A 26,821-nucleotide genomic window follows, 5' to 3' on the forward strand; every position below is an offset into this window, starting at 1 on the left:
TTTGAAACTCAGCAGCTCTGCTGGTGGGCAAATTCTGCAACCTTGTGAATCATAAATTTCTAAAAGCATGTGATGGCTCGAAAAGGCTGATATTTTCCTTGGCATAAGTGATATTCACTAATGAAGTATCACGAAATGTTTACAATTAAATCACGTTTTAACTGTATATTTTACTTAGTTAAAACTTAATTTGAACACCCGCTCAAGTTGTGCTTTAATCATGTCTCAATTATTGAGGAACTTTACATGATTAAATTTTATTTTCACCATACTCCTAACCCAATGAAGGTTGCACTCTTTTTAGAAGAAACAGGCTTACCGTTTGAACTTGTTCCTCTTGATACTTTAAAAGGTGAGCAACATACACCTGAATTTAAAGCAATTAATCCAAATGCTAAAGCACCTGCAATAGTTGATGGTGAAACGCGTGTATTCGATTCGAACGCTATTTTAATGTACCTTTCTGAAAAATATGGAAAGCTAGCAGGCAAGGGCGATGATCGCGCTGAAATGCTGTCGTGGTTAATGTTTATCGCATCTGGTTTAGGTCCGTATTCAGGGCAAAGTGTACACTTTAGACACATGGCGCCAGAAGGGCTTGATTACGCGGTTAATCGCTATTTACGTGAAGCGCAGCGCCATTACGAAGTACTTGATACTCACCTTGAAGGTCGTGACTTTATTGTGGGTGATACGTATACCATTGCTGATGTATCTGCATGGGGCTGGATTGATAAAGCACCGGTTGTATTGGGCGAAGAAGGTTTAGCGCCGTACCCAAATCTTAAGCGTTGGTTTGAAAGTATTGATAGTCGCCCAGCGGTTGCGCGTGCACGCGTAATTGGTACTGATGTAGCATTTAAAAAAGAGTTTGATGAAGATGCTAAAAAAGCATTTTTCCCTTCAAATTACCCTAAAGTATAAAAAGTACTTAATACAATAAGCAGATCAGCTAGCTGATCTGCTGTTTAGTATTTTATGGCTGTGTTAGCACCTCTTTATTTTCATCTGCCACGAATAAATTAACTTCCTCTGTGTGCTGGCTTACGCTATTTCTTTTTAGGGCGATGTATAGGTCTGAGTGAATATATATACCTTCTTTTCCCGACTTCATTCCTGCAATTTCAAACCACGAAAGTAGTTGGCGTTTTCTACCTGCAAGTTCAAGCCTTATATCGCGCTTTTTAAATATAACATCTAGATCGGCAAGCATTGCCATTACGCTTAAATCTAAGTGAGTAAAGCAGGGCACAGCGTCAATTATTACACAGTGGGTGTCGTCTTTTTGCCTTGCGTATTGCTCAAGTAATCTGCGTTTAAAGTAGCTGGCATTAAAGTAAGTTAAAGGTGAATTAAAGCGATAGATAAACACGCCTTGCACTGCTTTTGCTTTATCTGTGGCGTCTAAACTTCTTACTACACCGTTAACATCTACGCCGAGTATATTGTCAGTTGGGCGCATAACAGTGCGAATAAATTGAAATAACCCCAGTAATACAGCAAGTGTGATCCCTGGTATAACGCCAATAAATAACACCGCAAGTAAGGTGGCTGAGGCGAGATAAAATGCCTGTTTATCTTTTCGTTTTAATTGCCAAACCGCTTTTAAATCGAGTAAATGAACAGAGGCAATAATGAGTACAACACCTAGCGCTGCGCTTGGAATAAATTCAAGTGGCGCAGTTAAAAATACGGCTATGACCGCAATAATGGCCGCTGCTATTATTGATACTAACTGCGTTTTACCACCCGTTGCATCGTTAACAGCGGTGCGTGAGTCGGCGCCACTGACTGCAAAACCTTGCGAAAGAGCCGACGCAATATTGGCAATACCTAACGCTCTAAATTCTTTATCGGCGTCTATGTCGTAGCCATTTTTAGCAGCAAAGCTACGCGCAGTTAGCATCATACTAACAAAGCTCACGATGGCTAAGTTAAGTGCGGGTACCACTAGCTCACGAATAATCCCTAAATCAAAAACAGGGGTATTAAAAACGGGAAGCCCGCCAGTTACGGTGCCAATAGTTTTTATATCAAGTTGTTTTAAATCAAAAATCCATACCAAAAGCGCACCAAAAGCTATGGCAAACATAGATGCAGGCCACGTGGGTCTTATGCGCTTCATGGCAAAGTAAACCGCCAGTGTAAACAAAGCCATTAGTAAGGTGGGAACATGTGTTTGCGCTAGGTATGTGGGTACACCGCCTAGGCGTTCAAGTAAGTAGCGCTCATCAAAGGTAAAACCGAATACTTTAGAAAATTGACCCACAATAATAGTGATAGCTACGCCGTTTAGTAATCCCATTAAAATAGGTTTAGATAAAAAGTCGGCTAATACACCTAACTTAAATTTACTGGCTATAAAGCACCAAAAGCCGGTCATGGCGGTCATGGTGACAACAAGTTGCCAATGCTTAAAGCTGTCACCTGCAGCAAGAGGTGTTACTACTGCTGCAATAACGGCGCAGGTGGCGGCATCAGGGCCGACTATTAATTGTTTAGAAGTGCCAAAAAGAGCATATAGCATCATTGGCAGTATGCAAGAATATAACCCTACGGCGGCGTTAACACCGGTTAGTTGTGCATAGGCTATGGCAACAGGTAAAGCTACCGCAGCTACCGATAGCGCCGCTCTTACATCATCAGCAAACCATTGTCGCTCGTAGTGCAGCAATGTATCTAAACCCGGCATAAAATTATATAAACGCGACAGCACTTCAGTATCCTTGCTAATAGTTACAACGTTTTGATAGTAAATTTAATATTCAAATAAGTATAGCTAGGAGGGAGTGTTTTTTACGTAATATAAAGCCACTTTTTTATAGACGTAAAAAAGCCTGCATAAAAGCAGGCTTTAGTGTCTTGGGCGTGTAGACCTTTGTGGATTGAAATTTGTTCAATCTAGGGGCGATTAAATCGCGGCGCGAGGTTTGTAACCTAGTGGGCTAAGTAAAAACCGAGCAACAAAAAGTTAATCGTCCCTAGAAAGAACCCTTTGGGCAGCGCATGTTTGGTCTTTATGCTGCGTTATCGCCTATTTATGGGGAATAACCACACTACATAGGCACTGCCTTGCCTAAAAACCAAACACACTGCTGCAAATTCAACCACCAAAGAACAACACGCCCTAGGGAAAATTAAAATTTAGCGCGAATACCAAAGCTGTAACGGCGATCCGCTTCAGTGTACTTCCAAGCACCACCTAGTTCAGATAGGTAGATTGAAGGCTCACCCGTTAAGTTGGTCGCATTACCTACTAAGGTCACGTTTTCGTTAATATCCCAGCTTGCAGAGAAATCTAACTGGCCTCTGTCGTCACGGTAGTTATTACCGTAAACAGTGCCTTCTGCTGAAATGCTGCCGTCTGAGTTAATATTTTCTACGCGTTTCTCGTTTTCTGTATCTAAGAAACTGTCACGGTAGTTATAAGCGATACGAGTAGAGAACCCTTCGTATTCCCAAAATACTTGTAAGTTGTACGTATTTTTAGAAATATCTAATAATGGGTTGCCGTTTGGTTGTTCGCTGTCTGCATACGTGTAGTTTGCATTAACACCTAAGCCAGAAAATGCACCAGGTAAGCTTGTGAAGAACTGTTGGTAACCAACTTCAAAACCTTGTACTGAGCCGTTTTCACCGTTTACATTTTTAACTGTATCAATACCCGTTAGTCCTGCGTCACGCAAGCCTGCAACATGGTTAAAGCCATCTATATCTACAGGGTAGTCAGTCGCATCTGAGTAAACTAGGTTGTCTTGAGATACACCTGCAACGTCAAGCTGACATACTTGGTTCCACTGAGTTACGTTTTGACCTGTTGAAGTGCTTGATGCAGCTACACAGCTACTTTCGTTACTTAAGAAAGACTCAACATCTTTATAAAATACTGCGAAAGATAGTACGTTACCTTCATCAAAGTAATGCTCTACAGATAAGTCGTATTGCGTTGCACGGTATGGTTCTAAATCAATAGAGCCTTGCGTTGCACCTGTAATGTCATTATTAACGTCAAATGCAGGGCTTAGCTCGCTAAAGTCAGCGCGGCGCATAACTTTTGCAGCAGCAAAGCGGAATAATGTTTCGTCTGAGTAGTTATACGTAACGTTTAAGCTTGGTAAAAAGTCGCTGTAATCATTGTCGCCAGTTACTTTTTCGCCATTAAGAAATACGCTAGATTCTAAATCTGTAGTCACATAACGACCACCCACAATCGCAGTGATGTTATCAAAGTCTAAGTACGCTGATATGTACACAGCAGCTGTATCTTCAACTACGTTACGGTATGCGCTTTCTTGGAACTCTTGGTTATCTGAAAGACTCCCTGTTGACGCTAGGTTAGTACCTGCAAGTAACTGCTGAAGTTGAGCGTAAGTATTTGCAGGGTTAGATAAACCGTTGTAGCTTAAAAACGTTAGTAGGTCATTTTGTCCCGAATGACCTAATTGGTCAAAAGAGTTGTCGTGGCTAACTGTTGTGAAGCTATTTGAAAAAGCAGCATTGTAGTCATCAACCCATAAAGTAGCTAATGAACCATCTGAGTCGTTAAATGCATTTTTGTAAATGTCTTTAATTTCTACTTTGTATTGCTCATATTCGTAATCGCGGTTAGTAACACGAACACCTGCTTTTACTTTAGACACCCAGCTTAAGCTGCTGAGTGGCTCAAACATTTCAACATCAAAACGAACGGCGGTTTCTTCGTTGTCTGTTCTTCTATCTTCACTTTTGAACGTACGTAGTGCTAAGTTTTGTGGGTCAGTAAATGCATTTGGATCTGAGTGTATGATGCTTGGTAATTTATTACCGTCTTGCGAAAACGCACCATCATATAAATGATTTACTAAATCAACGCCGCCACTTGCTTCGAATGTTGATTTTTCGATTGGGCGTAAAGTAAATTCAGAATCAGGTCTTACGCTTTCTGATGATGCTACCGCAATTTCACCAGAGATTTTTATACTGTCAGTAAGGTTCCACTCTGCACCAAGTGCATTTGAAAACGAGTCAGTTTCACGAAAGTCACTGTATGTTTTAGGGATACCAAATTCGTTTGTTAGCGTGTAATTATTTACGCCGTTAGCATCTTGAGTTGTATTTGCATCTGTTGATAGTGAACCTGCAACACCTAATATAGAGTTACCACTTTGCTCACCAGAGCGTTTAGTGCCACTTAAATCAAGATACACCATGCCATTACCAGATTGCGGTGCCCACTGAAGTGATAAATTTACAGCAGTACGTTTACGTTGTTCTACATATTGTTCAACACTGTGCTCGTCTCGTACGATAGCGTTGCCACTTGGTGTATTACCTTCTTGGCCATTAATATCAATGTCTTGAGGTTTAACACGGCTAGACGTTTCATCTTGACGAATTTCACGATCTTGATACGAAAACATAGCAATGACACCAAAGGTACCCATTTCGTCAAAGTCCCAGTTGTTACCAAGTGAACCACTAAAAATAGGCGCTACTTTTTCTGTTTTATCTGCATATTCACCATCTAATGAAACTGCGCCAGTTAGTTTATCTAACTCTAATGGGCGAACTGTTTTTAAGCTAACTGTTCCGCCTAATGCGCCTTCAATCATATCGGCAGTAGGAGACTTAACTACTTCTACTGTTTTTAAGAAACTTGATGGGTAATCTTGTAAGCTAATACCGTCACGAGAGTCACCAATAGTAGAACGACCGTTTAATTCAACACGGTTTTGAGGTAAGCCACGAATCGAAACACTGTCACCCACACCAAAATCGGTATTAATAGATACACCAGTAATACGTTGCAGTGCTTCTGCAATATTATTATCAGGTAACTTACCAATGTCTTCAGCAACAATCGCATCTACAATACGTCCGTCAGTACGCTTAAGCATAGCGGCGGCTTTCATACTACCTAGCATGCCTTTTACTTCAATAACTTCAATATCTGCAGCTGCCGTTTCTGAAGCTGCCGGAGCCTCTTGCGCTGCAATAGTAGAAGAAGCCATTAATAAAAGGGCTGCTGCACTGATTGTTGTAGAGCTACTTCTTTTATGTTTATTAATTAATGTTGAAGTAATTTGATTGAGTTTCATGTATCTCTCCCGTTTGGGTACGACTTACGTCATTGTGTGTGTTGTTACTTGGCTTGGTTAACCAATTTAACTGCTATTTCCCTGTAGTGTGTCATACAGGTGGTATGGTTGAAATTAGTCCAATTCAGCTTTTATTACAACCTTTGTTTACCAAAAATTCACAAACTGTATTACAAAGTGTTCGTTTTTTTTGTTTATATTTAATAAATTTAATGGCTTATGATGTGTTTTTATTTTTTATATTTTGAATGAATTTTATTAAAGTATGTTTACCAAAGGCGTTTTTTTATATCATTTGTACTATTTAACGCAGATTTAGATGCTATTTTGAGCTTTTGTGATGTAATTTTATACGTGTTTAGTTTGCTTTTTAAGTGATGTTAAAATAATGAGGTATTCATTAAAGGTTGGGTATGGCTTATAACTTTTCGAAATAGTGAGGTGTGTAAAGTCATTCATTTTTATTTTGGTTATTTGTTTTGGTAATACCAATTTTCTATTGTTTTTATATGAATTTTGTATTAGAGCTTACTGATTCATATCTATATATGATTATAAATAAATGGATTTTTACGCAAAAAAAAGCCCAGCATATTAATGCTGGGCTTTCTTAAATTAAATATATTAGCTTTTTAGCTCGCCTGTAGATGATTCTAAATGGGCTCTAATAAACCACTGAAATTGCTCTAGGTCAGCTAGTTGGCTGGTGATCATATCTTCAGACACCGGATCTAGTTCAGAGAGAGTCTCGATTGCTTTGCGGTGATCGCCATTAACGCCGTTGTATACTTTATCAAGTGCGGCTAAATGCTCGGTTACTAACCCTTTACCTACTGAGTATTCGTTCCATGTACGACGATCTACAATTGATTTAGGCGTACCAACGGGCACTCCACCAAGAGTCGCAATTCGCTCTGCAATTGTATCTGTCATTTCGCGCACAATGTCTACTTGTGGGTCTATCATTTCGTGTACGCCAATAAAGTTAGGTCCTACTACGTTCCAGTGAATATGCTTTAAAGTAAGCTGTAAATCTATCAATGCAACCATGCGGTTATCTAGCGTAGCTATTGTTTTTTGAGCTGATTCGTCACTCATACCTGGCGCGGTAAATTTAGTTGTTTTGTTTGATTCGTTATTGTTACTCATAATTTCTCCTACTTAAGTAATGTGTTGCTCATATAATATGTTGCGTTATGAGCATGACTTAAACCTAATGAAGCAACTGTTATGCCGTAAGCTGATTGTTTTTAAAAGTGATTTAAAAACATGTGGTTATGTTTTTATTTAAGATTTTAGAGGCTGGAGGGGGGATTGAATTTTTGAAAAGCCTGCATACATTTGTAAAATCTGCAGACTTTAATTTAATAACGCTTAAGTGTATTTAAACTTTGGCTATATATTCGTGCGCTTTTAAAACATCGAGCGACACTATTTCTAATGATTTTTTATTTGTAGCTTCAAGTACCACTGGTGGCGCAACGTTTGCTGAAATAGCATGAAGCCATCTTAGCGCACACAAGCACCATTTATCACCGGCTTTTAAACCTTCAAAATCGTAAAGAGGGTTTGGGCTTATTAAGTCGTTACCTTGTGATTTTGAAAATTTTAAAAACTCGTCAGTCATAATTGCACACACACTGTGATTGCCAAGATCTGATTCTGGTACATAACAAAATCCTTCACGTGTGTAGCCACCATTACCGCAACATAGTTTTAAACGTGTGCCAAGTATATTAAATTGATTCGCCATGAAATACCTTAGTTTGTGGTGTTTAATAAATTTACTCTATCAGGAGTAACTCGCTTGAGATAGCTATAAAACTTAAAAGAAGGAAGGTCTACACAAACTTAAGCCCGCAGCAAAATTGCGGGCTTAGTATTATTTATTTAATACGCAACGCCATACAATCGCTATGGCCGTTTATGATCATGCTTTTATCAACACGCACGCCACCACCAGAGTATTTACCGGCGGCTGTAAAACTACATATTTGTACAAAGTAATCATCTACTTTAGGCAGTGCAAATAGCTGTTGATATATTTGGTCTTGCTCGGCAAAGTGCCCCATTGTTTTTTCTATAACTTGCTGCTGTTCATCAACAAGTTGAATATTAGCGCCACAGCGTCCTACTATTGGTTTAACTACATATCCGGTTTGTAATAACTCGTCGTTAAGCTCAAACGCGGTATTAAGTAAATATTTATGATTAGGGAATAAACTCCACAGTATTGGTAAAATAGCCTTGTTACTTGGGATTAGTGTCCACAGTGGTTCAAATACCATCACGTTTTTACGCAGCAGTACATCTACTAGGCGCGGTGTTTCACCAGCTTGAAATTGTGGTTCAAAGTTATCAGTTAGTGATTGGTCGGCTTCACACTCTTCACGAATTTGATCAAGTGCGGTTTCCCACGACCACGTTTTCCACACGTAACTCAGTTGTGCGCCATCTGCATCTACTATGTTGCCAGATTCATTCCAGCTAAGTGAACTTAAACCTATGATTAATTTACATTCATAGCCTGCGGCTTCAATAGCTTCTTTCATAAATAATGCGTGGTAATGCTCTTCTGGTTCATCATCTTGCAGAATATGAACAAGACCTTTTACTTCACTTTTACGCCATGCTTTTACGAGATCTTTAAATAAATTTTGGCCTGCATCTACACCTGTTTTAACACCAAAGTGTTTTGCCCATTTACCCTGAACTTTGCCGCTTTCCATGTAACACGATGCCGAATCGCAATTGTATTCGTAAACTTTTAAACCTGCTGCTGTTAAAGCAAAGTCAAACCGACTGGTAATTAATTGGTTTAAGCGGTTATCCCACGATTGGCGAATTTTATTAATCACAACATCGGGTAAATTAAACTTTTTTAATAACTCAGGGTGCTGCAGTACATAGTCGGTTGCATGCATAAATAAGCCATGCAGCTCATTTGTTGCATGCTCAATGCTTTGCTGCGCCGTTTGAGATATCGCAAAGTAATTATGTTGATCCTCAGCTACTGATGTAAGTTTATGGCCTTGCATCATTTCTACGTAGGCAGCTTCATCGTCATTCGCAATATTTAACCATGACTTGTTTGCTTGGCCTGTATCTACTGCTTTATGGGCTTCTATAATAAATAAATCAGTGTTTAGCTCAGACGTTGGCTCAGCATATTCTGTTTCATCAGTTTGTGTCATCCAGCCTAAAATAGTGGCGTCGCTGTAAGAGCACTCAATCCAATAGTCGCCATCTTTGGTTACTTTTGCTTTTAGCTCACGACACCAGCTTTGATCTTTTGGCCATATTTGATGTCCTACATTTTGCTCAGCAAGGCGTATTTTATCTTCGTGCACTTCAACAACGACAGCAACATGGCCTGTTTCTTCAAACTCGCCGCCTTCCTCCCAAATAAGTAAACTACCTACTTGAGGATGATATTTAGCACCATTTTTAAACGCGTTTAGTGGCAATCTGTTTTGGCTATTTACATCGCGCACAGAACGCAGCTCAAAAATATCGTAAGCCATAGCAATATCATCAAAAATATAGCTATGGTTGAGATACATCCATCGACGTGCAAACTCAACGCATTGCCATTTATAGCCCATGTAAATGCCATCAAGGTAACTACGATAGGCGCTACGATTAGGATAAATACTTTCGTCAGCCGTATCATAATCAGATGAGTAAACAGCAACATTACCAGGTGCATAACCTAATAAGGTACCAAAATCACTAGCAGGAGCAGAAGATTTCATAAACAAAGATGTTCAAAATAAAGGTGTGATAATTTGCTGACTATATGAGCGAAACTGCGTTATAGCAAGATATAACTGGGTTTAATTTTTAATTAAATATTGGCGCTAAATAGGGCTTAAAATTATATTTTATCAATCCATAGTTTTAAAAGCAGTAGTTAAAAAATCCCTCCTTCAAAGCGCTTATACATGTAAAACTGAACCTATATTCGTACTTTAGTTAATTTTTTGTTAAACTGTTGCGCTTGGTATAGTTGAAACTAGTTAAAACTAATTAAAAGTTTTTAAAACAGGAAAAACAATGGAAGACATAATAAACAACATTGATATTAATCAATATTTACCCGCTGCAATTACGTGGGCAACCAACATATTACTAGCGATTGCAATTTTGCTTGCGGGCTTATGGTTAGCGGGCAAAGTACGCAATTTAATTATTGGCTTATGCCATAAATACACTCATCTTGATGACACGCTTTTTCGCTTTTTAGGCAGCATGGCTCGATACATCATATTAGCGTTCGTTATTATTGCTGTGTTAAATCGCTTTGGTGTACAAACAGCCTCTATTATTGCTTTGCTAGGTGCTGCGGGACTTGCTATAGGCTTGGCGTTACAAGGTGCAATGTCGAACCTTGCAGCAGGCGTTATGCTACTAGTTTTCAGACCTTATAAAGTGAATGACTTTATTGAGGCAGCAGGGCGTTTTGGTAAAGTAACAGAAGTAGATATGTTTACTACTATTTTACAAACGTTCGATAACCAACAGGTTATTATTCCAAATAGTCAAATTTGGGGCGCGCAAATTATAAACCATTCACATCATCCAATTCGTGGTGTGGATATGCATTTTGGTGTTGCTTACGGTGAAGATACAACGGCTGTACGTAAAGTTATAGATGCCGTACTTGCAGCGCACCCACACATACTAAAAGATCCAGCTCCTTTTGTTGAAGTAGAAACTCTTAACAACAGCTCAGTAGACTTTTTAGTAAGACCTTTTTGTAAGGGCGAGCATTACTTCGATATTCTTTATACGGTGCCAGAGTTAATTAAAAAAGCACTGGATGAAAACAACATCGAAATACCTTTCCCACATCGTAAAGTTATTTTAGTTAACGAAAGCAAAGATTAACTAAATTTAAAACGATTTAAACCTAAGGGCACTTTTAAGTGCTCTTTTTTTGTGTGAAAAAGTTACATACCTGTGTAACCTTTTCTTTTATAAACCACTTCAAATACTACATTGTTATCTGTACAGCCCTTTTTTACTAGGTTGGATGGCTGGTCTTTATTTTGCATTTGCATAGTCGCTTTTAGCTTTAAAGCTCATAAAAACTATTGACCCATTAAATCAAACTGTATGAAGGACTAAACATGGCTGAATCATTTAAATACTCAGGTAATAAAGGGCATGGCGGTGAATTGCATCAAAAAGCGTCGGATGAACACCCTACCATGACCACCGCGCAGGGCTGCCCTGTAAGTGACGATCAAAATTCATTATGTGCTGGAAAGCGTGGCCCAGGATTATTAGAAGATCACATAATGCGCGAGAAGATCTTTCACTTTGATCACGAGCGCATTCCTGAGCGTGTAGTGCACGCTAGAGGCTATGGTGCACACGGATATTTTGAAACTTACGACACGCTTGAAGATTTAACCTGTGCAGATATTTTTCAGCGAAAAGGTGAAAAAACCCCAGTATTTACTCGTTTCTCTACAGTTGCAGGTAATAAAGGGTCTCCAGATTTAGCACGTGATGTACGTGGTTTTGCGGTAAAATTTTATACCCAAGAAGGAAACTGGGATTTAGTGGGTAACAATATACCGGTATTCTTTATTCAAGATGCGATGAAGTTTCCAGACTTAGTTCATTCAGCTAAAGCCGAGCCTGATCGTGGTTTTCCACAAGCGCAAACAGCACATGATAACTTTTGGGATTTTGTGAGCTTATCGCCTGAGTCAATGCACATGGTTATGTGGGCAATGTCTGATAGAGCTATTCCACGCTCTTTACGCTTTATGGAAGGTTTTGGCGTTCATACCTTTAAATTTATTAATGCCAAAGGTGAAGAGAAATTTGTTAAATTTCATTGGAAACCAAAAGGCGGCATGCAATCAGTTGTGTGGAACGAGGCGCTTAAATTAAACGGCGCGGACCCTGATTTTCATCGCAGAGATATGTGGGAATCTATTGGTAATGGCGACTTCCCTGAGTGGGAGCTAGGTGTACAGGTGTTTGATCAGCAATTTGCTGATGAATTTGAATTTGATGTTTTTGATGCCACTAAGCTTATACCTGAAGAGCAAGTACCAGTGCAAATTGTTGGCCGTATGGTGCTTGACCGTGTTGTAGACAACTTTTTTGCAGAAACAGAGCAAGTAGCATTTTGTACTCAAAACATTGTACCGGGGCTCGACTTTACACCCGACCCGCTACTGCAAGGTCGTAACTTTTCATACTTAGATACTCAAACTAAGCGTTTAGGTGGTCCTAACTTTACGCATATTCCGGTTAATGCGCCTAAGTGCCCAATGAGGCATTTTCAGCAAGATGGGCACATGGCGATGCAAAATCCTAAAGGACGTGTTAACTATGAGCCAAACTCATGGAGCGCAGGCGAAAATAATCCTCGTGAATGCCCTGTGCACGGGTTTAAAAGCTCATCAGAGCAAATGAGTGGGGATAAGCTACGTTATCGTTCAGACACATTCAGCGATCATTACAGTCAAGCTCGTCAGTTTTACTTAAGCCAAACAGAGGTAGAGCAGGCGCATATTCAATCTGCGTACGTGTTTGAGCTGTCTAAAGTTGAGCATCTGCCAATACGAGAACGTTTGGTATCGCACTTGTTAAATATTGACGAAACCCTCGCAAATAAAGTTGCCGAAGGACTTGGCTTGCAAGAAATGCCAGACCCAGCTGAAGCTGCTATGCCAACACGTAAAGACTTACCTGTATCTGATGCGTTAAGTATTTTGAAAAATGCGCCCAACACCTTCAAAGGCCGTAAATTAGGTGTTTTAGTAAGTGATGGCTTTAATGTAGACATTTTTGAATCGGTTATCAATGCACTTAAAAGTGAAGGTGCAAACTTTGAAATTATTGCCCCACAAGTTGGCGGTGCTAAATGTAGTAAGGGTAAGCACTTTGAAGCCGATCAGGTTATTAATGGTGGTCCGTCGGTTTTATACGATGCAGTATTTGTACTCACCACTGAAGAGGGAGCCGAAAAACTAGCAGCTATTGCAGAAGCTAAAGACTTTGTAAGTGATGCGTATGCACATATGAAATACATAGGTTTTACAAGTGAGGCTAAGCCTTTATTTAAAGCGGCTGGCCTTGATGAAAAAGCAGATGATGGTTGGATAGATTTAGAGGCACATTCAGCCGATAAATTTATAAATACATTGCGTAATTTAAGATATTGGAAACGCTAGTAAGCTCAATAATTAAAAAACCACAGCATGTAATTGTTGTGGTTTTTTTTAGCTCACCTAGTTAAGGTATTAGTTCAAGCCAACAATAAAAAAATTGGATATATTATGAAGCTTAATGGGGCTTGTCACTGTGGCAAAGTGGTATTTACGGTCAACTCAAAACACCCTTATCCTTACAATTTATGTTACTGCTCTATATGCCGTAAAACCGCAGGGAGCGGCGGGTTTGTTATTAATTTAAACGCGCAATTCAGCACGCTTGAGGTTACAGGGCGTGAACACATAACTATTTATCATGCAAAAATAGGCGATAAAATCAGCCCTGCAGAGCGTCATTTTTGTAAGCATTGTAGTGCTAACTTGTGGTTATACGATGCACGTTGGCCTGAGCAAGTTCACCCCTTTGCTGGTGCAATAGATAGTGAGTTACCCATACCGCCAGAGCGCACTCATTTAATGCTTGGTAGTAAAGCAAATTGGGTAAATGCGCCCATTAATGAAGGTGACAAGCAATTTGAAGAATACCCTGATGAAAGTATTGCTGCTTGGCATAAGCGTTTAAACCTCGAAAAGTAACGCAATTTTTTGTATGAGCTAAGCTTAAATTTAGGGGCAATTAAACGCATATTTAGTTTATTAAATATTAAAAATCACCGCGTAAGTAAAGGAGAATATTATGGCAGTCTCAGCAATACCAAAAGGGTTTCATTCAGTTACACCTTATTTAATTATGAATGACGCACAAAAAGCGATAGATTTTTATTGTGATGCATTTAGTGCTGAACACGTAATGCAAATGCCTTTACCTGATGGTGGAATAGCCCATGCAGAAATAATAATTGGTGATTCGCATATTATGCTTTCAGATAATGGTTCTGAAGAGCATTTAAAAAGCCCAAAAGAGCTCGGTGGTACAGCGCTAAGCCTTATGCTTTATGTTGAAGATGTTGATACCGTATTTAAAAAAGCAATTGAGCTTGGTGCAACAGAAATAAGACCCGTACATGACCAGTTTTATGGTGATAGGACCGGTACGCTACAAGACCCATTTGGTCATATATGGATCATTGGTACACACAAAGAAGATGTTAGTGACGAAGAGTTAAATAATCGAATCGGGAATATAACAAATCAAGAGCAAGACGCATAACTAGCATGCTAATTAGATTTATGTACCTTCCTAATTACGTTGACGGCTTTAATGAAAGGCTTGTAGCTTTTGCTTCAGCTTAACTAGGTTTTACCTTGTTATCGACATGGTTTTCTTACCTAAACGTAGCTCACTTAGTAAAGCGAATTAGTATAAATTACTAGTTAAATTTTAGGCATAAAAAAACCTCAGCCAATAATTAGCTGAGGTTCAAAAAGTGGTACCAGCGGCCGGACTCGAACCGGCACTCCTTTCGGAAGGGGATTTTGAATCCCCCATGTCTACCAATTTCATCACGCTGGCATAATTTTTCTTTAATCTTTTAAGCATAAAAAGATAAAGAAAAACCACTTAAAATAAAAAGGATACTTATATACCTCTTATTCTGTATCCGCATTATACAAACAATAGAGTATGCAGCAAGCATTTTCTTTTGTTTGTAATAACAACTGATTGATAATTAATCGTTTTTGGTTGCGGTTAAGGCATCAAACACTAAACTAGTTTTTATAATGGAAAAACGTATCGATTATGTACTTCAAACTTTAACCTGCCCTAATACTTTATGTTATTAGTTTTTTAAGTTTTATATATCAAAACGTATACCCGCAAATACCCGCAAACTCTTGTTAAAATTAATTATACCGGTAACAAAATAGTTGCTACAGCACCTAAGTCATTACTTTTGTTTACTAAACTTAAACTGCCGTTATGTTGTTCAATCACGTTACGGCAAAAACTGAGACCAATGCCCTGGCCTTGTTGTTTAGTAGTGTAAAACGGCACAAATATATTATCTGGGTTTGCAAGGCCATGTCCGTGGTCAGAGATGGTAATGCAGTTCACCGAGTTTTGAGTGCTGATTTTCAATGCTATTTTAACCGGGCTGGAGCTGGCTTCTATGGCGTTTTTTATCAGGTTAATAATTACTTGATTTAAAAATGTACGATCGGCATTAAAAGTTGAGCAGTTAATGCTACGAGCAAACTCAACATCAGGGTAAATAGCGCACACTTGATTAAAAAAAACCTTACTATCTATAGTAACAATGTTGAGTGAAAGGGCTTTATTTATATCACCGTAGCGGGTTACAAACTCATTTAGGTGATTACAACGCTCACTTATTACGTTTAACGCTTGTGCCTGACGTGGCTCGGTAAGCTTTACCGCGAGGTTTTCGGCCATACCAATCACCGGAGTAAGCGAATTACGAATTTCGTGGCCGAGTACGCGAATTATTTGCTGCCATGCTTGTAGTTGGTTTTCGCGAAGAGCAGAGGTGATATTAATCATTACAATAAGTTGATGGCAACTGCCTTGCTCTATAAATTCACTGTGGCGTATTTGCCATTGTTGCGCAGTAATCGCATCGCTAAGTTGCCAATGAGCATCATGCTTTATAAGCCCTAATGTCTCTGCGCTTGAGTAGCGCATAGTTTGCCATGGTGTATTTTTAAATTCGCTATATGCGTTGTTGGCATAGCTCAGCTTATTGCTTTGATCGAGCACCATTATTGGTACATTAAAGTGCTCAATTAGCTGATATACCAAAAATACATGCTGATCATAACGTGATTTCTTTTTAAATAACTCTTCACTTAAAGTAATTAAGCTTTGCTGCAATCGGTTGATGCTTCCGCCTTGGTAGCTCGGTTTAACGAGTTGGTTGTAGTCCTCATTCAAAATAGCATCTAGGTGAGCATGGTTACGATTAAAGCTACTTATAACTTTGTTATAAGTACTCATAAATAACTTAAAATAAATAACTAAAAATAGCACTGCAATTGCGACTGAAGTTGCGGTCGACAAGGTAAAGTATTGGCTAATGAAGTAGCAACCAATTGCAGATAAACAGCCGCTTAATACGGCAAAGCTTACTAAACTGCGCTCTAGTGAAGAACTAAAAAGCCAGCGTGCTTTCATATCGTAATACCATATTTCTCAAGACGACGGTACATAGATGATTTACCCAGACCTAATAACTTCGCAGCGTTAGGAATGTGGCCTTGAGTTTGTTTTAATGCTAAATCAATAAGTTGGCGTTCAGCGCTTTCTAGGGTCATTAACGGTAGCGTATTATTAGCTTGATTATTATTTAGGTTAAGGTGACTTGCACTTAAGGTATCTGTTGTTGCTAATAAAACAGCACGTTCAATAATGTGGCTTAACTCACGTACATTGCCTGGCCAAGAGTAGTGTAATAATGCAAGTTTGGCACAATCAGTAAGCTTTATTAAATTATGGTTATACTTTTTGGCGTGATGACTTATAAAGTGCTCACATAGCGGGATTATATCCTCTACACGTTCTCGCAATGGCGGAATAACAAATTCAAGCGTATTTAATCGATAATATAAATCCTCCCTAAATGTGCTACTAGCGATGAGTTTACTAAAATCCCCATTGGTAGCACTTATCAGCCTAACATTAGCTTTTTTAGTGTAACTTGCACCCACCATTTCATAATCTTGACTTTCAAGCACTCGCAGTAATTTAGCTTGTTGAGGTAGCGGAATATTAGCAATTTCATCTAGAAATAAACTTCCATTCTCAGCTAGTTCAAAGCGACCAATACGTTCACTTTTAGCATCTGTAAACGCCCCTTTTTTATGCCCAAACATTTCACTTTCAAATAACGATTCTACAATTGCGCCCATATTTACTGCAATAAAAGGCTGAGTTTTACGAGCTGATTGTTGATGTATCCATTGGGCTAACTGACTTTTACCTGTGCCATTTTCTCCGGTTAGTAATATATTAGCATCAGTTTTGGCTACTTTTTCTAGTTGCCCAATCAGTTGTTGCATTGCTATTGAGTTATAAATAAAAGGCTGCGAGGGATGATCGTTTAATTGCTGCTGTAACTTTTTATTTTTTTTAGTGAGATCATTAAGAGTTAGCTGTTGCTGAAGTAACTTTAATAGTCGCTGATTTTGCCAAGGCTTTTCAATAAAGTCGCATGCCCCTTGTTGCATTGCGCGTACAGCTAAGTCAACGCTTGACCAAGCTGTCATTGCTATAACAGGAATGGTTAATTGTTTTTTTTGTAAGTACTTTAAAAAAGCCATTCCTTCATTACCAGACGTTGTATCGCGCGAGAAATTCATATCGAGCAAAATTAGATTCACAGCTTGGCCTGTTTCAAGTAATGCTTGTGCCTCAAAAGGATCGCTGCTTTCAAGCACCAGATAACCACTATCTTCTAAAATAAATCGCGCGCTTAGACGAATTTCGGGGCTATCTTCGATGATCAAAATAGTGGCAGGCATAAACTTCCAAGTAAAAGGGGGAAACTAATTTATTGTAGCGTAAAGCGATTTCTATGCCAGAGATTTTATTTATTGAATTTCAAACGGTTAATAACTGAGTAGCACTAAATACTAATATGTTAGTCCGAAATCGGACTGTGATGGTTCGGTTTCGGCACTGCTAAGAAGAGGTTAATAAAAATATAACTTTGCAAATTAGGGTTATGAGTTTCAAATTGGTACTGAGGGTCCGCTATTGCTGCTATTTATTAGAAAAAGTAAGTAATATTGTAGTTAATCTCATGTATTTATTTAGTTTTTAATGTTGGCACGTGTTTCGCTATACCTTAAATATACAAAGCATTAAGCAGTGAAATATGGATATAGCAAAAACAACAAATACAAAAGCTTTAGCTGTTTGGCAAAAGTTAATTTTAGTCACTGCTGTTATTATGATAATTGGGGTTATTTATCAACAAAATAACCAAGCTGGAGTATCCGTTTCGCGTAGTAATATTATTGTTGCAACGCTAAAGCAAGGCGCGTTAGACATTACAGTGACGGGTTATGGAGAATTAAAATCGGCACAGCAGCAATTACTTACAGCTAAAACAGCAGCCACAGTTAAAGCTATTTTGCTAAAGCCAGGCGCTATTGTCAGTAGTGACTCCGTAATTGTGCAACTTGCAAACCCAGAACTCGATCAACAGTTACAAAGTGCTGAGCAAGAGCTTAATAAATTGAATGCAAACTTGCGCCAAATAAAGCTCAATAATACGCGAGAGCTGTTAAATGAGCGCTCCCATGTAGCGCAAAGTTATGCAGCGTATGAAAATGCCAAACTAAAATTAAAAGCAGAAGAAGCCCTTGTTAAGCAAGGTATTGTATCAGCCTTAAATTATCAGCGTAGTGTGCTTGATGAGCAACAACTTAGCCAGCAATTGGCAATTGCCAAGCAACGTGCAGAGCAGTTAAAAGAAGTACATAAAGAGGCACAAAGTATTCAGTTGGAGCAAATAAAGCAACAGCAAGGCATTGTTTTTATGGCACAAACAAAGCTTACTAATTTATCGATAAAGGCTGGGATAAATGGTGTGTTACAGCGCTTACCTGTGGAGCTTGGGCAAAGCGTTAATGCAGGGCAAGAAATTGCATTAATTGGCTCGGTTGATAGCTTAATTGCTTTGATTCAAGTTCCTCAAAACCAGGTTGATAATATTAGCTTAGGGCAAGTTGCACAGGTAGATACACGCCGAGGTATAGTTGATGCGCGCGTTACGCGTATAAGCCCTGTAATTGTTAATAATACGGTAGAAGTAGAGCTTGCTTTGCCTAAAATATTACCCGAAAACGTGAGACCGCAACTGAGTGTTGATGCAAATATCATTATTGCAAAGCTCACCAATGTTACCTACATAGAGCGCCCTGCAAACGTTAAACCATATACCGAAGTTACGCTATATCAGCTTAATCCAATATCAGGCGATGCAAGTCTAGTTAAAGTAAAAATTGGTCGTTTAGCTGGGCGTTATATTGAAGTATTAAGCGGTGTAGCTGTTGACCAGCAGTTAATAATTTCAGATTTAGCCAACCTTACTCAAACCAACCAAACAATTCATATAAATTAAGGATGAATACAATGGCAGAACAAAAAACTAAAGCCCTTAAAAGTGTCGTGCTAGAAATGAAAGGACTTAGTAAGGTATTTGAAACGGATGAGCTGCAAACATATGCGCTTCGTAGCATTGAATTAAAAGTTTACAGCGGTGAATACTTGTCTATATCTGGGCCATCAGGGTGCGGGAAATCAACCTTATTATCAATTCTAGGTTTACTTGATATGCCAACGAGTGGTGAGTATTTTGTTGATGGTGTGAATGTTTCTAAGCTTACGCAGAATCAAGCCGCTGACATTAGAAACGCTAAAATAGGGTTTGTTTTTCAGTCATTTAACTTAATTGATGAATTAAATGTATTTGATAATGTGGCATTGCCACTTCGCTACCATCACTCTAAACCGAGCAAGGATGAGATTGCTGAAAAAGTAAAAGCGTGCCTTGAAAAAGTGGGGCTTGGACATCGAATGAGCCATAAACCAAGCCAGCTTTCAGGTGGTCAGCAGCAACGTGTTGCCATAGCGCGTGCCTTGGTGGCGGAGCCCACAATTTTGCTGGTGGATGAGCCAACAGGCAATCTTGACTCAAAATCGGGTGACCAAGTAATGCAAATATTGACTGACTTAAATAATGGGGGAACAACTATTTGCATGGTCACCCATGACCCTCGCTATGCAGATATGGCAAGTCGTCAGCTAAAGCTTCTTGATGGTGAATTGCTTGGCGAAATGGCGGTAAAAGAGCCACTAAACGCTTAAATAAAATTGCTCTTTATCAGCGAGAATAAAATGGAATATGTGAAATGTTTAAAACATAAACCGCGATTAATCAATTACTCAAAGGAGTGTAGTAATGACTTACAATTTTAAAAATGCATTACTCAATATTACAAAGCATAAAATTTATAGCGTAAGTGTTGTCGCAACCTTAAGTATTGTATTAGCGGCGTTAATTACAGTACTAACGCTTGCGTATATTATGCTTATAAAGCCACTTCCTTATCCTGATCAAACACGGTTAGTTAAAGCCGAGTACGCGCAAATAGACTCAACAGGGTCGCTTAATACACGTGCATTTAATTACCCTGCGCTAATTGATTTATATAAAAATCATAACGTATTTGAACAAGTCGCTTTGGTGTATTACGCACAGCAACGCCTTGATGATGTGGCTGGCTTGCCCATTGTAAATACGTCATTTGTAACGCCATTGTGGTTTGATTTATTTGCTATTAAGTTGCATTTAGGCCGAGGCTTTAGTGAAACAGAGAAACTAGATAGCTTTAACCCAGTAGCTGTGATCAGCTATCAGACATGGATAAATGATTTTGCTGGTAAAGAAGATATTATTGGGCAAAGGCTGAGCGTAGGAGGCCAACAATTTAAAATTATTGGCGTAGCTGCTGCCAACTTTAAATCTCCAGCCCTTATTAAAACAGGCCAAGAAACGGCTATATGGCTGCCTTGGGATTACAATTTAACATCTGAAGAGGCAAAACCTTTTTGGTGGAATCGTTATTCAGACAGTCATTTAGTTGCCAAATTACCAAGTAATACAAATTTAGTTCAAGCCAGTAAAAAGCTATCTCAGTATGTTGATAGTGTGTGGCAACAACATATTACAACAGAAGCATTTTTTTCCGGTTGGCATATTCAGCTTGAGCTTAATCCACTGCAAAATGTGATATTAAAAGAAACGCCGCAAAATATTTTTTGGCTTATTTTAGCTGTGTTAGGTCTGGTTATTATTGCATGTGTAAACATTAGTAATGTATTTATTGTGCGTACTGCTGCGCGAAAGCACGCCTTAGCATTAAGTGCTGCCGTAGGCGCAACACGGTTTATTTTGTTTAAACAATTTTGGCTTGAAATTGTATTATTAATAGGAAGTGCAAGCTTTATAGGCCTTACTTTATCAGCTGTTATTTTGTCTGAGTTGAGTCATTTAGCTCAGGCCATATTGCCTCGAGCAAATGAGTTGTCGGTTAATATAGCCTCAGTACTTATCGCGGTACTGAGCTGTTTAATACTTAGCACCCTATTTGCCTATTTGTGTACGCGTATTATTAATTATCGTGAACTAATCGGTGGCTTAAAGTCAGCAGGAAAAGGTAAAACTGTACAGGTAAGTAAGCGTATTTGGCAAAGTTTGGTGGCATTTCAGGTAGCCATTACATGTACCTTATTATTTATTAATCTTTTAATCTTTAACGTTAATAATGCCAATATAAAAGAAGCTTTCACACTGCCTATTAAGCAACTAACCAGTGTTGAAATTAATTTAGCTAATTATTTATCAGCAGATAGAGAAAAGGCAAACCAAGTGCTAAATCAAGCGGCTAATGAAATAGCGTTATTGCCAGAAGTAGCTCAAATTAGCCGCTCATCTTCACCTATCAATGATAATTTAATTACTTGGTCACTCATTGAAGTCGCGAACAATAAATTGGTGCTACCGTTTGGTAAAGCCGTTGATGAGCATTATTTTTCAGTGCTTAAACAACCCATACTACAAGGGCGTAGTTTTTCAGCTGAAGATGTTAAAAGTGACGCTAATGTAATAGTTATCAATGATGTACTTGCCAAGCAGCTATCAAGTGATGGTAATGCGTTAGGGATGCGCCTAAGTTTTGATATTACATCTGGTCGTGAAAACGACTTAACAATTATAGGTATTGTTAAGGCGATGCCAATTCCTGGTAAAGCACTAACAAAGCCTAAAGCCTTTTTGACTCGTCAAGGGTATCGCTCATTTATTGTAGAGCTCAAAAATGGTCAACAATTAAAAAAACAAACGCTCAATACATTATTGCAAAAAATAGATGCAGGGATCTCAGTGCATAAGCTCGAACCGCTAAGCTCTCAACGTGACACTGCGTTATTTCGACAATACGTTGTATCGGCTACAACTGTAATGCTTATTGTTGCGACAATAGTATTAACCAGCATTGGCTTGGTGAGTATTATGCGTTACTCAGTGCAGCTACGACGTGCTGAAATTGGTATTCGTTTGTGTATAGGTGCTAAACCGCTAGATTTATTTTTATTAGTATTTAAGCAAAGTGGTGCTGCTATTTTAATAGGGGTTTTATTAAGTGTTGGTATTTTATTTTTACTGCAACAGCAATTACAAGATATAGCTAATACAGTACCTACGTTAACTCAGCTAGTATTATTCCTTACTACCTTAATATTTGTAGTAACTCTTGGTGCAATAGCATGTTACTTACCTCTAAATGCACAATTAAAGCGCCCAGCAATTTCAGGCATACAAAGCGAAAGCTAAAACTCTTGTACAGCATGGCTTTTAAATTGGCAGCTGGCCCTAATATTTAGTTTCTAGGTGTGGTTGTTGCAATATAGCTGCACTTACAAACTAAAACCTAATGAACTGGGATGCTATTGAACTATTGGTAATAGCTCAATACATCATAATTTTATTCCCGCTTTATTCCGATGTTGCGCTTAATTCAGGTATTATTTGCGCAACAAGGTTTTTAAGACATTATATATGACTCAATTAAGTGCCAAACAGAACATTCAATCGATTGTTAAAGCAATTAAGGCAGAGGAAGCATCACTTCGTCAAAAGCACCCGTTACTTGCACATCAAAATACCTTAGGGTTAATTATTTTATTGCTATCGCTTAGCGCATTAATTGGTGTTGGTGTTTTATATTATTTAGCCATCATACCTGCTTGGGTATGCATAGTACTTGCGGCTATTGCTGCATCTATTTCCCATGAGTTAGAGCACGACCTTATACATAAACAATATTTTAGTAATCAGCCGTTCATGCATAATTTTATGATGCTAACAGTATGGTTAATGCGGCCAAATACTATTAGCCCATGGTACCGACGTAAAATGCATTTACACCATCACAAAACCTCAGGCACACAACAAGACCTAGAAGAACGCTTGGTGGGAAACGGTATTAAAAATCCATTTTTACGTGCGCTAGTTATTGTAGATGGGTTATTAGGGTTAGTTATTTCTACTAAACGTTTTAGAAAAGAAATTAATGGCTTTAGTTTTTCGAGTGTTTTTAATGCGGGGTTTCCGATAGCGACTGCGTATTTCGCTATTTTATATAGCGTTATTTTATTTCATATTGTTAATTTATTTATACCACTTTCGCTAAATTCGCCTAGCTGGTTGTTAAGTACAATGAATGCGTTTGAATTTTTAATGGTTGTGCTCATTGTTCCTAATATTATTCGCTCAAGCTCGCTTAATTTTGTTACCTCAAGCATGCATTACTATAGCGGCGTTAATAATATGCTTGAACAAACACATGTACTAACGAGTCGTTTATTTATGCCGTTTCACTTGTTTTGTTTTAACTTTGGTAAAACGCATACCATACATCATTTTGTGCCAAATCAGCCGTTTTATTTACGCCAAATGCTAAGTAAAAAAATACTTAAAGTAATGGCGCAGCATAATGTGCGCTTTAACGATTTTGAGAGCATTAAAAATGCGAATGCTTACAAGGCATAACCTAAAACTTCAGTAAAAACCGTTATTACATAGGTGCTCAGTTGCCTATTCAATAACGTATGATTGCTTTAGTTGGATATAAAACTAAAGCAATCATCTATAAATTAATCCGCTCTTTTAAATCGCTTTTTTATCAATCCAAATAACTTTGCTATTCCAAGCGTTAATAACATCGGTACGCCTATTAAAATAAGTTCTTTTACAAATGGTAAAATATACATCAATATCGGTGCTATATTCGGCTTTTCTCCTTCAGCTGAGCCGTGGCTATAACCTTGTAGGTTTATTTGCATAGCCCAATCTGTTCGCTCCAAAGTCACCAATATCAGGCTCACTAAAACAGATACAATTAAAACGATGCTGGTGCGGGTTTTCCACTGTTGTTTTAAGTGCATCATTATTTAGCCTCCTTGGCAAACATACGTTTGGTTAGTTTTACAATCCAGCTCAAATTAAGAGCTAAGTGTACGCCTAACATTGGCATGATTAAGGTGGCTGTATCGTGGTGCATCTTTGACCAAAAATCTTGAATGTTTAAACTAATGTGAAGTGTTGGTAGTAAAGCAACCGACACTAAAAAGCCACTCACAAATACCAATAACATCATTATATAAAGTAGGTAATCCCACACTATGTTAAAACGTTCTCGAGCACTTAATTTAGATAATAAGCGCTTAAAGCTGCGCTGTATCCAATCCCAATGTAGTAATAAGTGAATTGCAAATGGCACTATAAAAAACAAACTAAACCATTCATGTAAAGGTACGCCCGTTGCTTGTGGTGCACTTACTAGCATAAAGCTTATAAGGAGTAGTGCATCCATTACATAGCGGAATTTTTGTAAGTTTTGCTTCCAGTTAGACATTATAATATGACCCTAATTTTTAATTACTTTTTGATTGCGACTATTTAAGGTACGCCCTCCTTAAACAGTAAAAGGCTCAATAAAATATTGAGCCTTAAATTATTACTGAGCTTTTAAATTAAAAAACGTACGACGCGCTTAATTTTACATTGCGACCTGCTTCGTAATCTTGCACGGTGTCGCTTGAGTATGACGCGTGTGAGTAATAAGTTTTGTCAAAAATATTTTCAATACCTAAGGTCATGCTAAGTGCTTCAAGCTGACTTGGTAGCCACTGCATGCTGATGTTATGAACTTGATAGCCTACTTTATGGATATCAGCACCGCTCGACACCGAATCATCCGTTCTGTTAATTAGGCTGGTCCAGTTAAACTTTAAATCATACTGCGGGACTTCGTAGCCAAGGTTTAATGCAATGCTGTCACCAACTTCATAGCGTAGTTGCTCATGCGTTTCTAACTGATCTGAATCTGAATTAGAGTAACTTAAACGTGCACTAAACAGATCTTTACGTAGTGAAAGCGTTGATTCAAAACCATCAATGTCGTAATCGCCCGAATTAGCATAAATACCAACAGGGCGGCCTTTACCTATAGCCCAGTTGTCTATGTAATCTTCAATGCGGGTTTTAAACACATTAAGTGAAAAGCCTAAAGAATCTAAGCCCAATACATTACGTTCTTTGAAGGCAAATCCGATGGCGTTATTTACACCTGTTTCTGCTTTTAGGTTTTTATCAAAGTTAGTGCTGTAATCAACGTAACTTTCACGAAGGCCAGGCCCTTGAAATAACTCAGTAGAGCTTGCGCTTATGCTCCAGTTATCATTAACAAGGTATTTAGCAGCTAAACCAAACGTTAGTTCGTTCCACGATTTATTTAGTGAATCGTTAGTACCAGCAGAGTACATGTCTACTTTAAAATAGTTGTAGCGCACGCCTGGGGTCACAAATAACTGTTCGGTTAGGGCTATTTCGTCTTCAATATAAATAGCATGAGAGTCGGCTGTGTCTTTGTTAGTTTGAACGTGGTTTGCAATACGCTTTGATACTTGTTCATAGCCTTCACCGCCGTAGCGTAAAGTATGCTCAAAACCAGCCAGTGCTAATTTTGATGTTGCAAGTGCTGTATAACCTGTATGTTCAGAGTTACCTTCAGTACCAAGTGCTATGTAGCTTAGCTCGTTTCGGTAAACGCTAGCGCGTAGGGTAATTGCATCGCCTTTATTTAGCTCATAAGCAAGTGATGTACTTGTGCGAGTGTAGTCAATATCTTCTGTTTTAGCGTTTGAGTCTTCAGCAAAGCCAGCACCAAAGTTAGTTTTTACGTAGTAATCGCCTTCGTCGTTATATCTATCGTATGAAAATACTAAACGATTGCTTTCGTTTACATCCCAACCAAGTTTGAATATCCCGTCAATTGTGCGACCTTCGTTACCGGTTACTTCTTTGCCATTGCCGTTTTCAAAGTTATTTCTATCTGTAGAGGTGTAGTAGGCTAGGGCATCTACGTTATCAGTTAGTTGGCCATATAATGCGGCAGAGCCTCCAGCATAGTCGTTAGTGCCTAAATTTGTATATAAACGAGCACCAAAACCTTGCCCTGGCTCTAGTAAATCTTTAGCGTCTTTGGTTTCAAAGGCAACACCGCCTGAAAGGCCACCGGTAAGCACTGAGTTTGTACCTACTTTTATATCAACCGCTTTTAAAATATCAGCGTTAATTAATAAGTTACCCGAGTGATGAAACATGTTGTTGTTTTGGCTAATTCCATCAACGGTAATATTTAAATCTAAGTCGTCAACGCCACGAATATTAATGCCTTGGACTATTGAATGCGAGCCACCCACGTCAATACCAGCTTGGTCGCGTAATAAGTCGCTTAAGTGATTTGCTTGTTTTCTTTCAATGTCGTCTTGTAATAACGAATTGTTAGTAATAGTTGTGCCCCAAACTTCGATTGTTTCTGATGTATCGGGAGCTTGTTCGGCCAGGCTAGCGAATGACATACTGGCGCATAAAGTACTAACAATAAGAGGGAGAGACTTTTTATTAAATGGGAGCATATTTATCATTGTTGATCTTTTATTTAATTTTTAACATTATTAAGAATGATTCGTATTAAATAGATCGTAATGGTGAATGGCAATTCAAAGAATATGCT

At 38.5% G+C, this 26,821-nt stretch carries 19 protein-coding genes and 1 tRNA gene; 9 read left to right on the forward strand and 11 right to left on the reverse strand.

Features of this window, described 5'->3' with window-relative positions; genetic code table 11:
• The first annotated feature begins 246 nt into the window (after positions 1–246).
• Positions 247–924, forward strand: coding sequence for a glutathione S-transferase family protein (locus tag I6F42_RS08955; protein WP_197151856.1), 678 nt, complete (start codon positions 247–249; stop codon positions 922–924).
• A 52-nt stretch (positions 925–976) separates the two neighbouring features.
• Here the strand turns inward: I6F42_RS08955 and I6F42_RS08960 are convergent, their stop codons facing one another.
• From I6F42_RS08960 to gss, 5 genes are all read right to left on the reverse strand, one after another.
• Positions 977–2,716, reverse strand: a complete 1,740-nt coding sequence (locus I6F42_RS08960) for a SulP family inorganic anion transporter (RefSeq protein ID WP_010553094.1) — start codon at positions 2,714–2,716, stop codon at positions 977–979.
• Positions 2,717–3,137: 421 nt separating this feature from the next.
• Positions 3,138–6,077, reverse strand: coding sequence for a TonB-dependent receptor (locus I6F42_RS08965; RefSeq protein ID WP_197151858.1), 2,940 nt, complete (start codon positions 6,075–6,077; stop codon positions 3,138–3,140).
• Positions 6,078–6,701: 624 nt separating this feature from the next.
• Entirely contained in the window at positions 6,702–7,226 is a 525-nt protein-coding gene (gene dps / locus I6F42_RS08970) for a DNA starvation/stationary phase protection protein Dps (RefSeq protein ID WP_010553097.1), read from the reverse strand.
• A gap of 235 nt (positions 7,227–7,461) precedes the next feature.
• On the reverse strand, positions 7,462–7,830 hold the full coding sequence (locus tag I6F42_RS08975) for a DUF2237 family protein (RefSeq protein ID WP_197151860.1): 369 nt from the start codon (positions 7,828–7,830) through the stop codon (positions 7,462–7,464).
• Positions 7,831–7,963: 133 nt separating this feature from the next.
• Positions 7,964–9,832 (reverse strand): bifunctional glutathionylspermidine amidase/synthase, encoded by a 1,869-nt coding sequence (gss, locus tag I6F42_RS08980; RefSeq protein WP_197151861.1) that lies wholly within the window; start codon positions 9,830–9,832, stop codon positions 7,964–7,966.
• A gap of 301 nt (positions 9,833–10,133) precedes the next feature.
• Between gss and I6F42_RS08985 the strand changes: the two genes are divergently transcribed.
• The 4 genes from I6F42_RS08985 to I6F42_RS09000 all read left to right on the forward strand — a co-directional run bounded on the left by I6F42_RS08985 (position 10,134) and on the right by I6F42_RS09000 (position 14,426).
• Positions 10,134–10,967: a mechanosensitive ion channel family protein gene (locus I6F42_RS08985; protein ID WP_010553100.1), complete on the forward strand. Its 834-nt coding sequence runs from the start codon at positions 10,134–10,136 to the stop codon at positions 10,965–10,967.
• Between the two features lie 242 nt (positions 10,968–11,209).
• Positions 11,210–13,276: a catalase gene (locus I6F42_RS08990; protein ID WP_197151862.1), complete on the forward strand. Its 2,067-nt coding sequence runs from the start codon at positions 11,210–11,212 to the stop codon at positions 13,274–13,276.
• Positions 13,277–13,381: 105 nt separating this feature from the next.
• Entirely contained in the window at positions 13,382–13,852 is a 471-nt protein-coding gene (locus tag I6F42_RS08995; RefSeq protein WP_010553102.1) for a GFA family protein, read from the forward strand.
• Between the two features lie 100 nt (positions 13,853–13,952).
• Positions 13,953–14,426 (forward strand): VOC family protein, encoded by a 474-nt coding sequence (locus tag I6F42_RS09000; protein WP_010553103.1) that lies wholly within the window; start codon positions 13,953–13,955, stop codon positions 14,424–14,426.
• 218 nt (positions 14,427–14,644) lie between these two features.
• Here the strand turns inward: I6F42_RS09000 and I6F42_RS09005 are convergent.
• From I6F42_RS09005 to I6F42_RS09015, 3 genes are all read right to left on the reverse strand, one after another.
• Positions 14,645–14,729, reverse strand: a tRNA-Leu gene (locus I6F42_RS09005).
• A gap of 336 nt (positions 14,730–15,065) precedes the next feature.
• Positions 15,066–16,349 carry a PAS domain-containing sensor histidine kinase gene (locus tag I6F42_RS09010; protein ID WP_010553104.1) on the reverse strand — a complete coding sequence of 428 codons (1,284 nt, stop codon included), beginning with the start codon at positions 16,347–16,349 and terminating at the stop codon, positions 15,066–15,068.
• The gene (locus I6F42_RS09015; RefSeq protein ID WP_010553105.1) at positions 16,346–17,695 is read right to left on the reverse strand and encodes a sigma-54 dependent transcriptional regulator; all 1,350 of its coding nucleotides are present in this window, start codon (positions 17,693–17,695) and stop codon (positions 16,346–16,348) included. Before I6F42_RS09015 ends, I6F42_RS09010 begins: the two co-directional genes overlap by 4 nt.
• A gap of 356 nt (positions 17,696–18,051) precedes the next feature.
• Here I6F42_RS09015 and I6F42_RS09020 point away from each other — a divergent pair, with 356 nt between their 5' ends.
• The 4 genes from I6F42_RS09020 (at position 18,052) to I6F42_RS09035 (ending at position 23,793) form a co-directional block, all read left to right on the forward strand.
• Complete coding sequence (locus tag I6F42_RS09020) at positions 18,052–19,302, forward strand: efflux RND transporter periplasmic adaptor subunit (RefSeq protein ID WP_010553106.1); 1,251 nt, start codon at positions 18,052–18,054, stop codon at positions 19,300–19,302.
• Between the two features lie 11 nt (positions 19,303–19,313).
• Positions 19,314–20,048: an ABC transporter ATP-binding protein gene (locus I6F42_RS09025; protein WP_010553107.1), complete on the forward strand. Its 735-nt coding sequence runs from the start codon at positions 19,314–19,316 to the stop codon at positions 20,046–20,048.
• A 94-nt stretch (positions 20,049–20,142) separates the two neighbouring features.
• Positions 20,143–22,575, forward strand: a complete 2,433-nt coding sequence (locus I6F42_RS09030; protein ID WP_010553108.1) for an ABC transporter permease — start codon at positions 20,143–20,145, stop codon at positions 22,573–22,575.
• Between the two features lie 225 nt (positions 22,576–22,800).
• A complete protein-coding gene (locus I6F42_RS09035) occupies positions 22,801–23,793 on the forward strand; it encodes a fatty acid desaturase (RefSeq protein ID WP_010553109.1) in 993 nt (330 codons plus the stop codon).
• A gap of 104 nt (positions 23,794–23,897) precedes the next feature.
• Here I6F42_RS09035 and I6F42_RS09040 read toward each other — a convergent pair whose 3' ends face one another.
• The 3 genes from I6F42_RS09040 to I6F42_RS09050 form a co-directional block, all read right to left on the reverse strand.
• The gene (locus I6F42_RS09040) at positions 23,898–24,191 is read right to left on the reverse strand and encodes a hypothetical protein (protein WP_197151863.1); all 294 of its coding nucleotides are present in this window, start codon (positions 24,189–24,191) and stop codon (positions 23,898–23,900) included.
• Positions 24,191–24,658, reverse strand: a complete 468-nt coding sequence (locus I6F42_RS09045) for a DUF4405 domain-containing protein (protein WP_197151864.1) — start codon at positions 24,656–24,658, stop codon at positions 24,191–24,193. Before I6F42_RS09045 ends, I6F42_RS09040 begins: the two co-directional genes overlap by 1 nt.
• Positions 24,659–24,776: 118 nt before the next feature.
• Positions 24,777–26,732, reverse strand: a complete 1,956-nt coding sequence (locus I6F42_RS09050) for a TonB-dependent receptor domain-containing protein (protein ID WP_197151867.1) — start codon at positions 26,730–26,732, stop codon at positions 24,777–24,779.
• Positions 26,733–26,821: the final 89 nt, after the last annotated feature.

Origin of the sequence: Pseudoalteromonas sp. SWYJZ12, from assembly GCF_015864395.1 — a bacterium.
Taxonomy (GTDB): Bacteria; Pseudomonadota; Gammaproteobacteria; order Enterobacterales; family Alteromonadaceae; genus Pseudoalteromonas; species Pseudoalteromonas arctica.

Bases quoted from the DNA above. Each gene is read 5' to 3' on its own strand.
- I6F42_RS08955 (WP_197151856.1), top strand. From the start codon at position 247: ATGATTAAATTTTATTTTCACCATACTCCTAACCCAATGAAGGTTGCA.
- I6F42_RS08965 (WP_197151858.1), bottom strand. From the start codon at position 6,077: ATGAAACTCAATCAAATTACTTCAACATTAATTAATAAACATAAAAGA.
- dps (WP_010553097.1), bottom strand. From the start codon at position 7,226: ATGAGTAACAATAACGAATCAAACAAAACAACTAAATTTACCGCGCCA.
- I6F42_RS08975 (WP_197151860.1), bottom strand. From the start codon at position 7,830: ATGGCGAATCAATTTAATATACTTGGCACACGTTTAAAACTATGTTGC.
- gss (WP_197151861.1), bottom strand. From the start codon at position 9,832: ATGAAATCTTCTGCTCCTGCTAGTGATTTTGGTACCTTATTAGGTTAT.
- I6F42_RS08985 (WP_010553100.1), top strand. From the start codon at position 10,134: ATGGAAGACATAATAAACAACATTGATATTAATCAATATTTACCCGCT.
- I6F42_RS08990 (WP_197151862.1), top strand. From the start codon at position 11,210: ATGGCTGAATCATTTAAATACTCAGGTAATAAAGGGCATGGCGGTGAA.
- I6F42_RS08995 (WP_010553102.1), top strand. From the start codon at position 13,382: ATGAAGCTTAATGGGGCTTGTCACTGTGGCAAAGTGGTATTTACGGTC.
- I6F42_RS09000 (WP_010553103.1), top strand. From the start codon at position 13,953: ATGGCAGTCTCAGCAATACCAAAAGGGTTTCATTCAGTTACACCTTAT.
- I6F42_RS09010 (WP_010553104.1), bottom strand. From the start codon at position 16,349: ATGAAAGCACGCTGGCTTTTTAGTTCTTCACTAGAGCGCAGTTTAGTA.
- I6F42_RS09015 (WP_010553105.1), bottom strand. From the start codon at position 17,695: ATGCCTGCCACTATTTTGATCATCGAAGATAGCCCCGAAATTCGTCTA.
- I6F42_RS09020 (WP_010553106.1), top strand. From the start codon at position 18,052: ATGGATATAGCAAAAACAACAAATACAAAAGCTTTAGCTGTTTGGCAA.
- I6F42_RS09025 (WP_010553107.1), top strand. From the start codon at position 19,314: ATGGCAGAACAAAAAACTAAAGCCCTTAAAAGTGTCGTGCTAGAAATG.
- I6F42_RS09030 (WP_010553108.1), top strand. From the start codon at position 20,143: ATGACTTACAATTTTAAAAATGCATTACTCAATATTACAAAGCATAAA.
- I6F42_RS09035 (WP_010553109.1), top strand. From the start codon at position 22,801: ATGACTCAATTAAGTGCCAAACAGAACATTCAATCGATTGTTAAAGCA.
- I6F42_RS09040 (WP_197151863.1), bottom strand. From the start codon at position 24,191: ATGATGCACTTAAAACAACAGTGGAAAACCCGCACCAGCATCGTTTTA.
- I6F42_RS09045 (WP_197151864.1), bottom strand. From the start codon at position 24,658: ATGTCTAACTGGAAGCAAAACTTACAAAAATTCCGCTATGTAATGGAT.
- I6F42_RS09050 (WP_197151867.1), bottom strand. From the start codon at position 26,732: ATGATAAATATGCTCCCATTTAATAAAAAGTCTCTCCCTCTTATTGTT.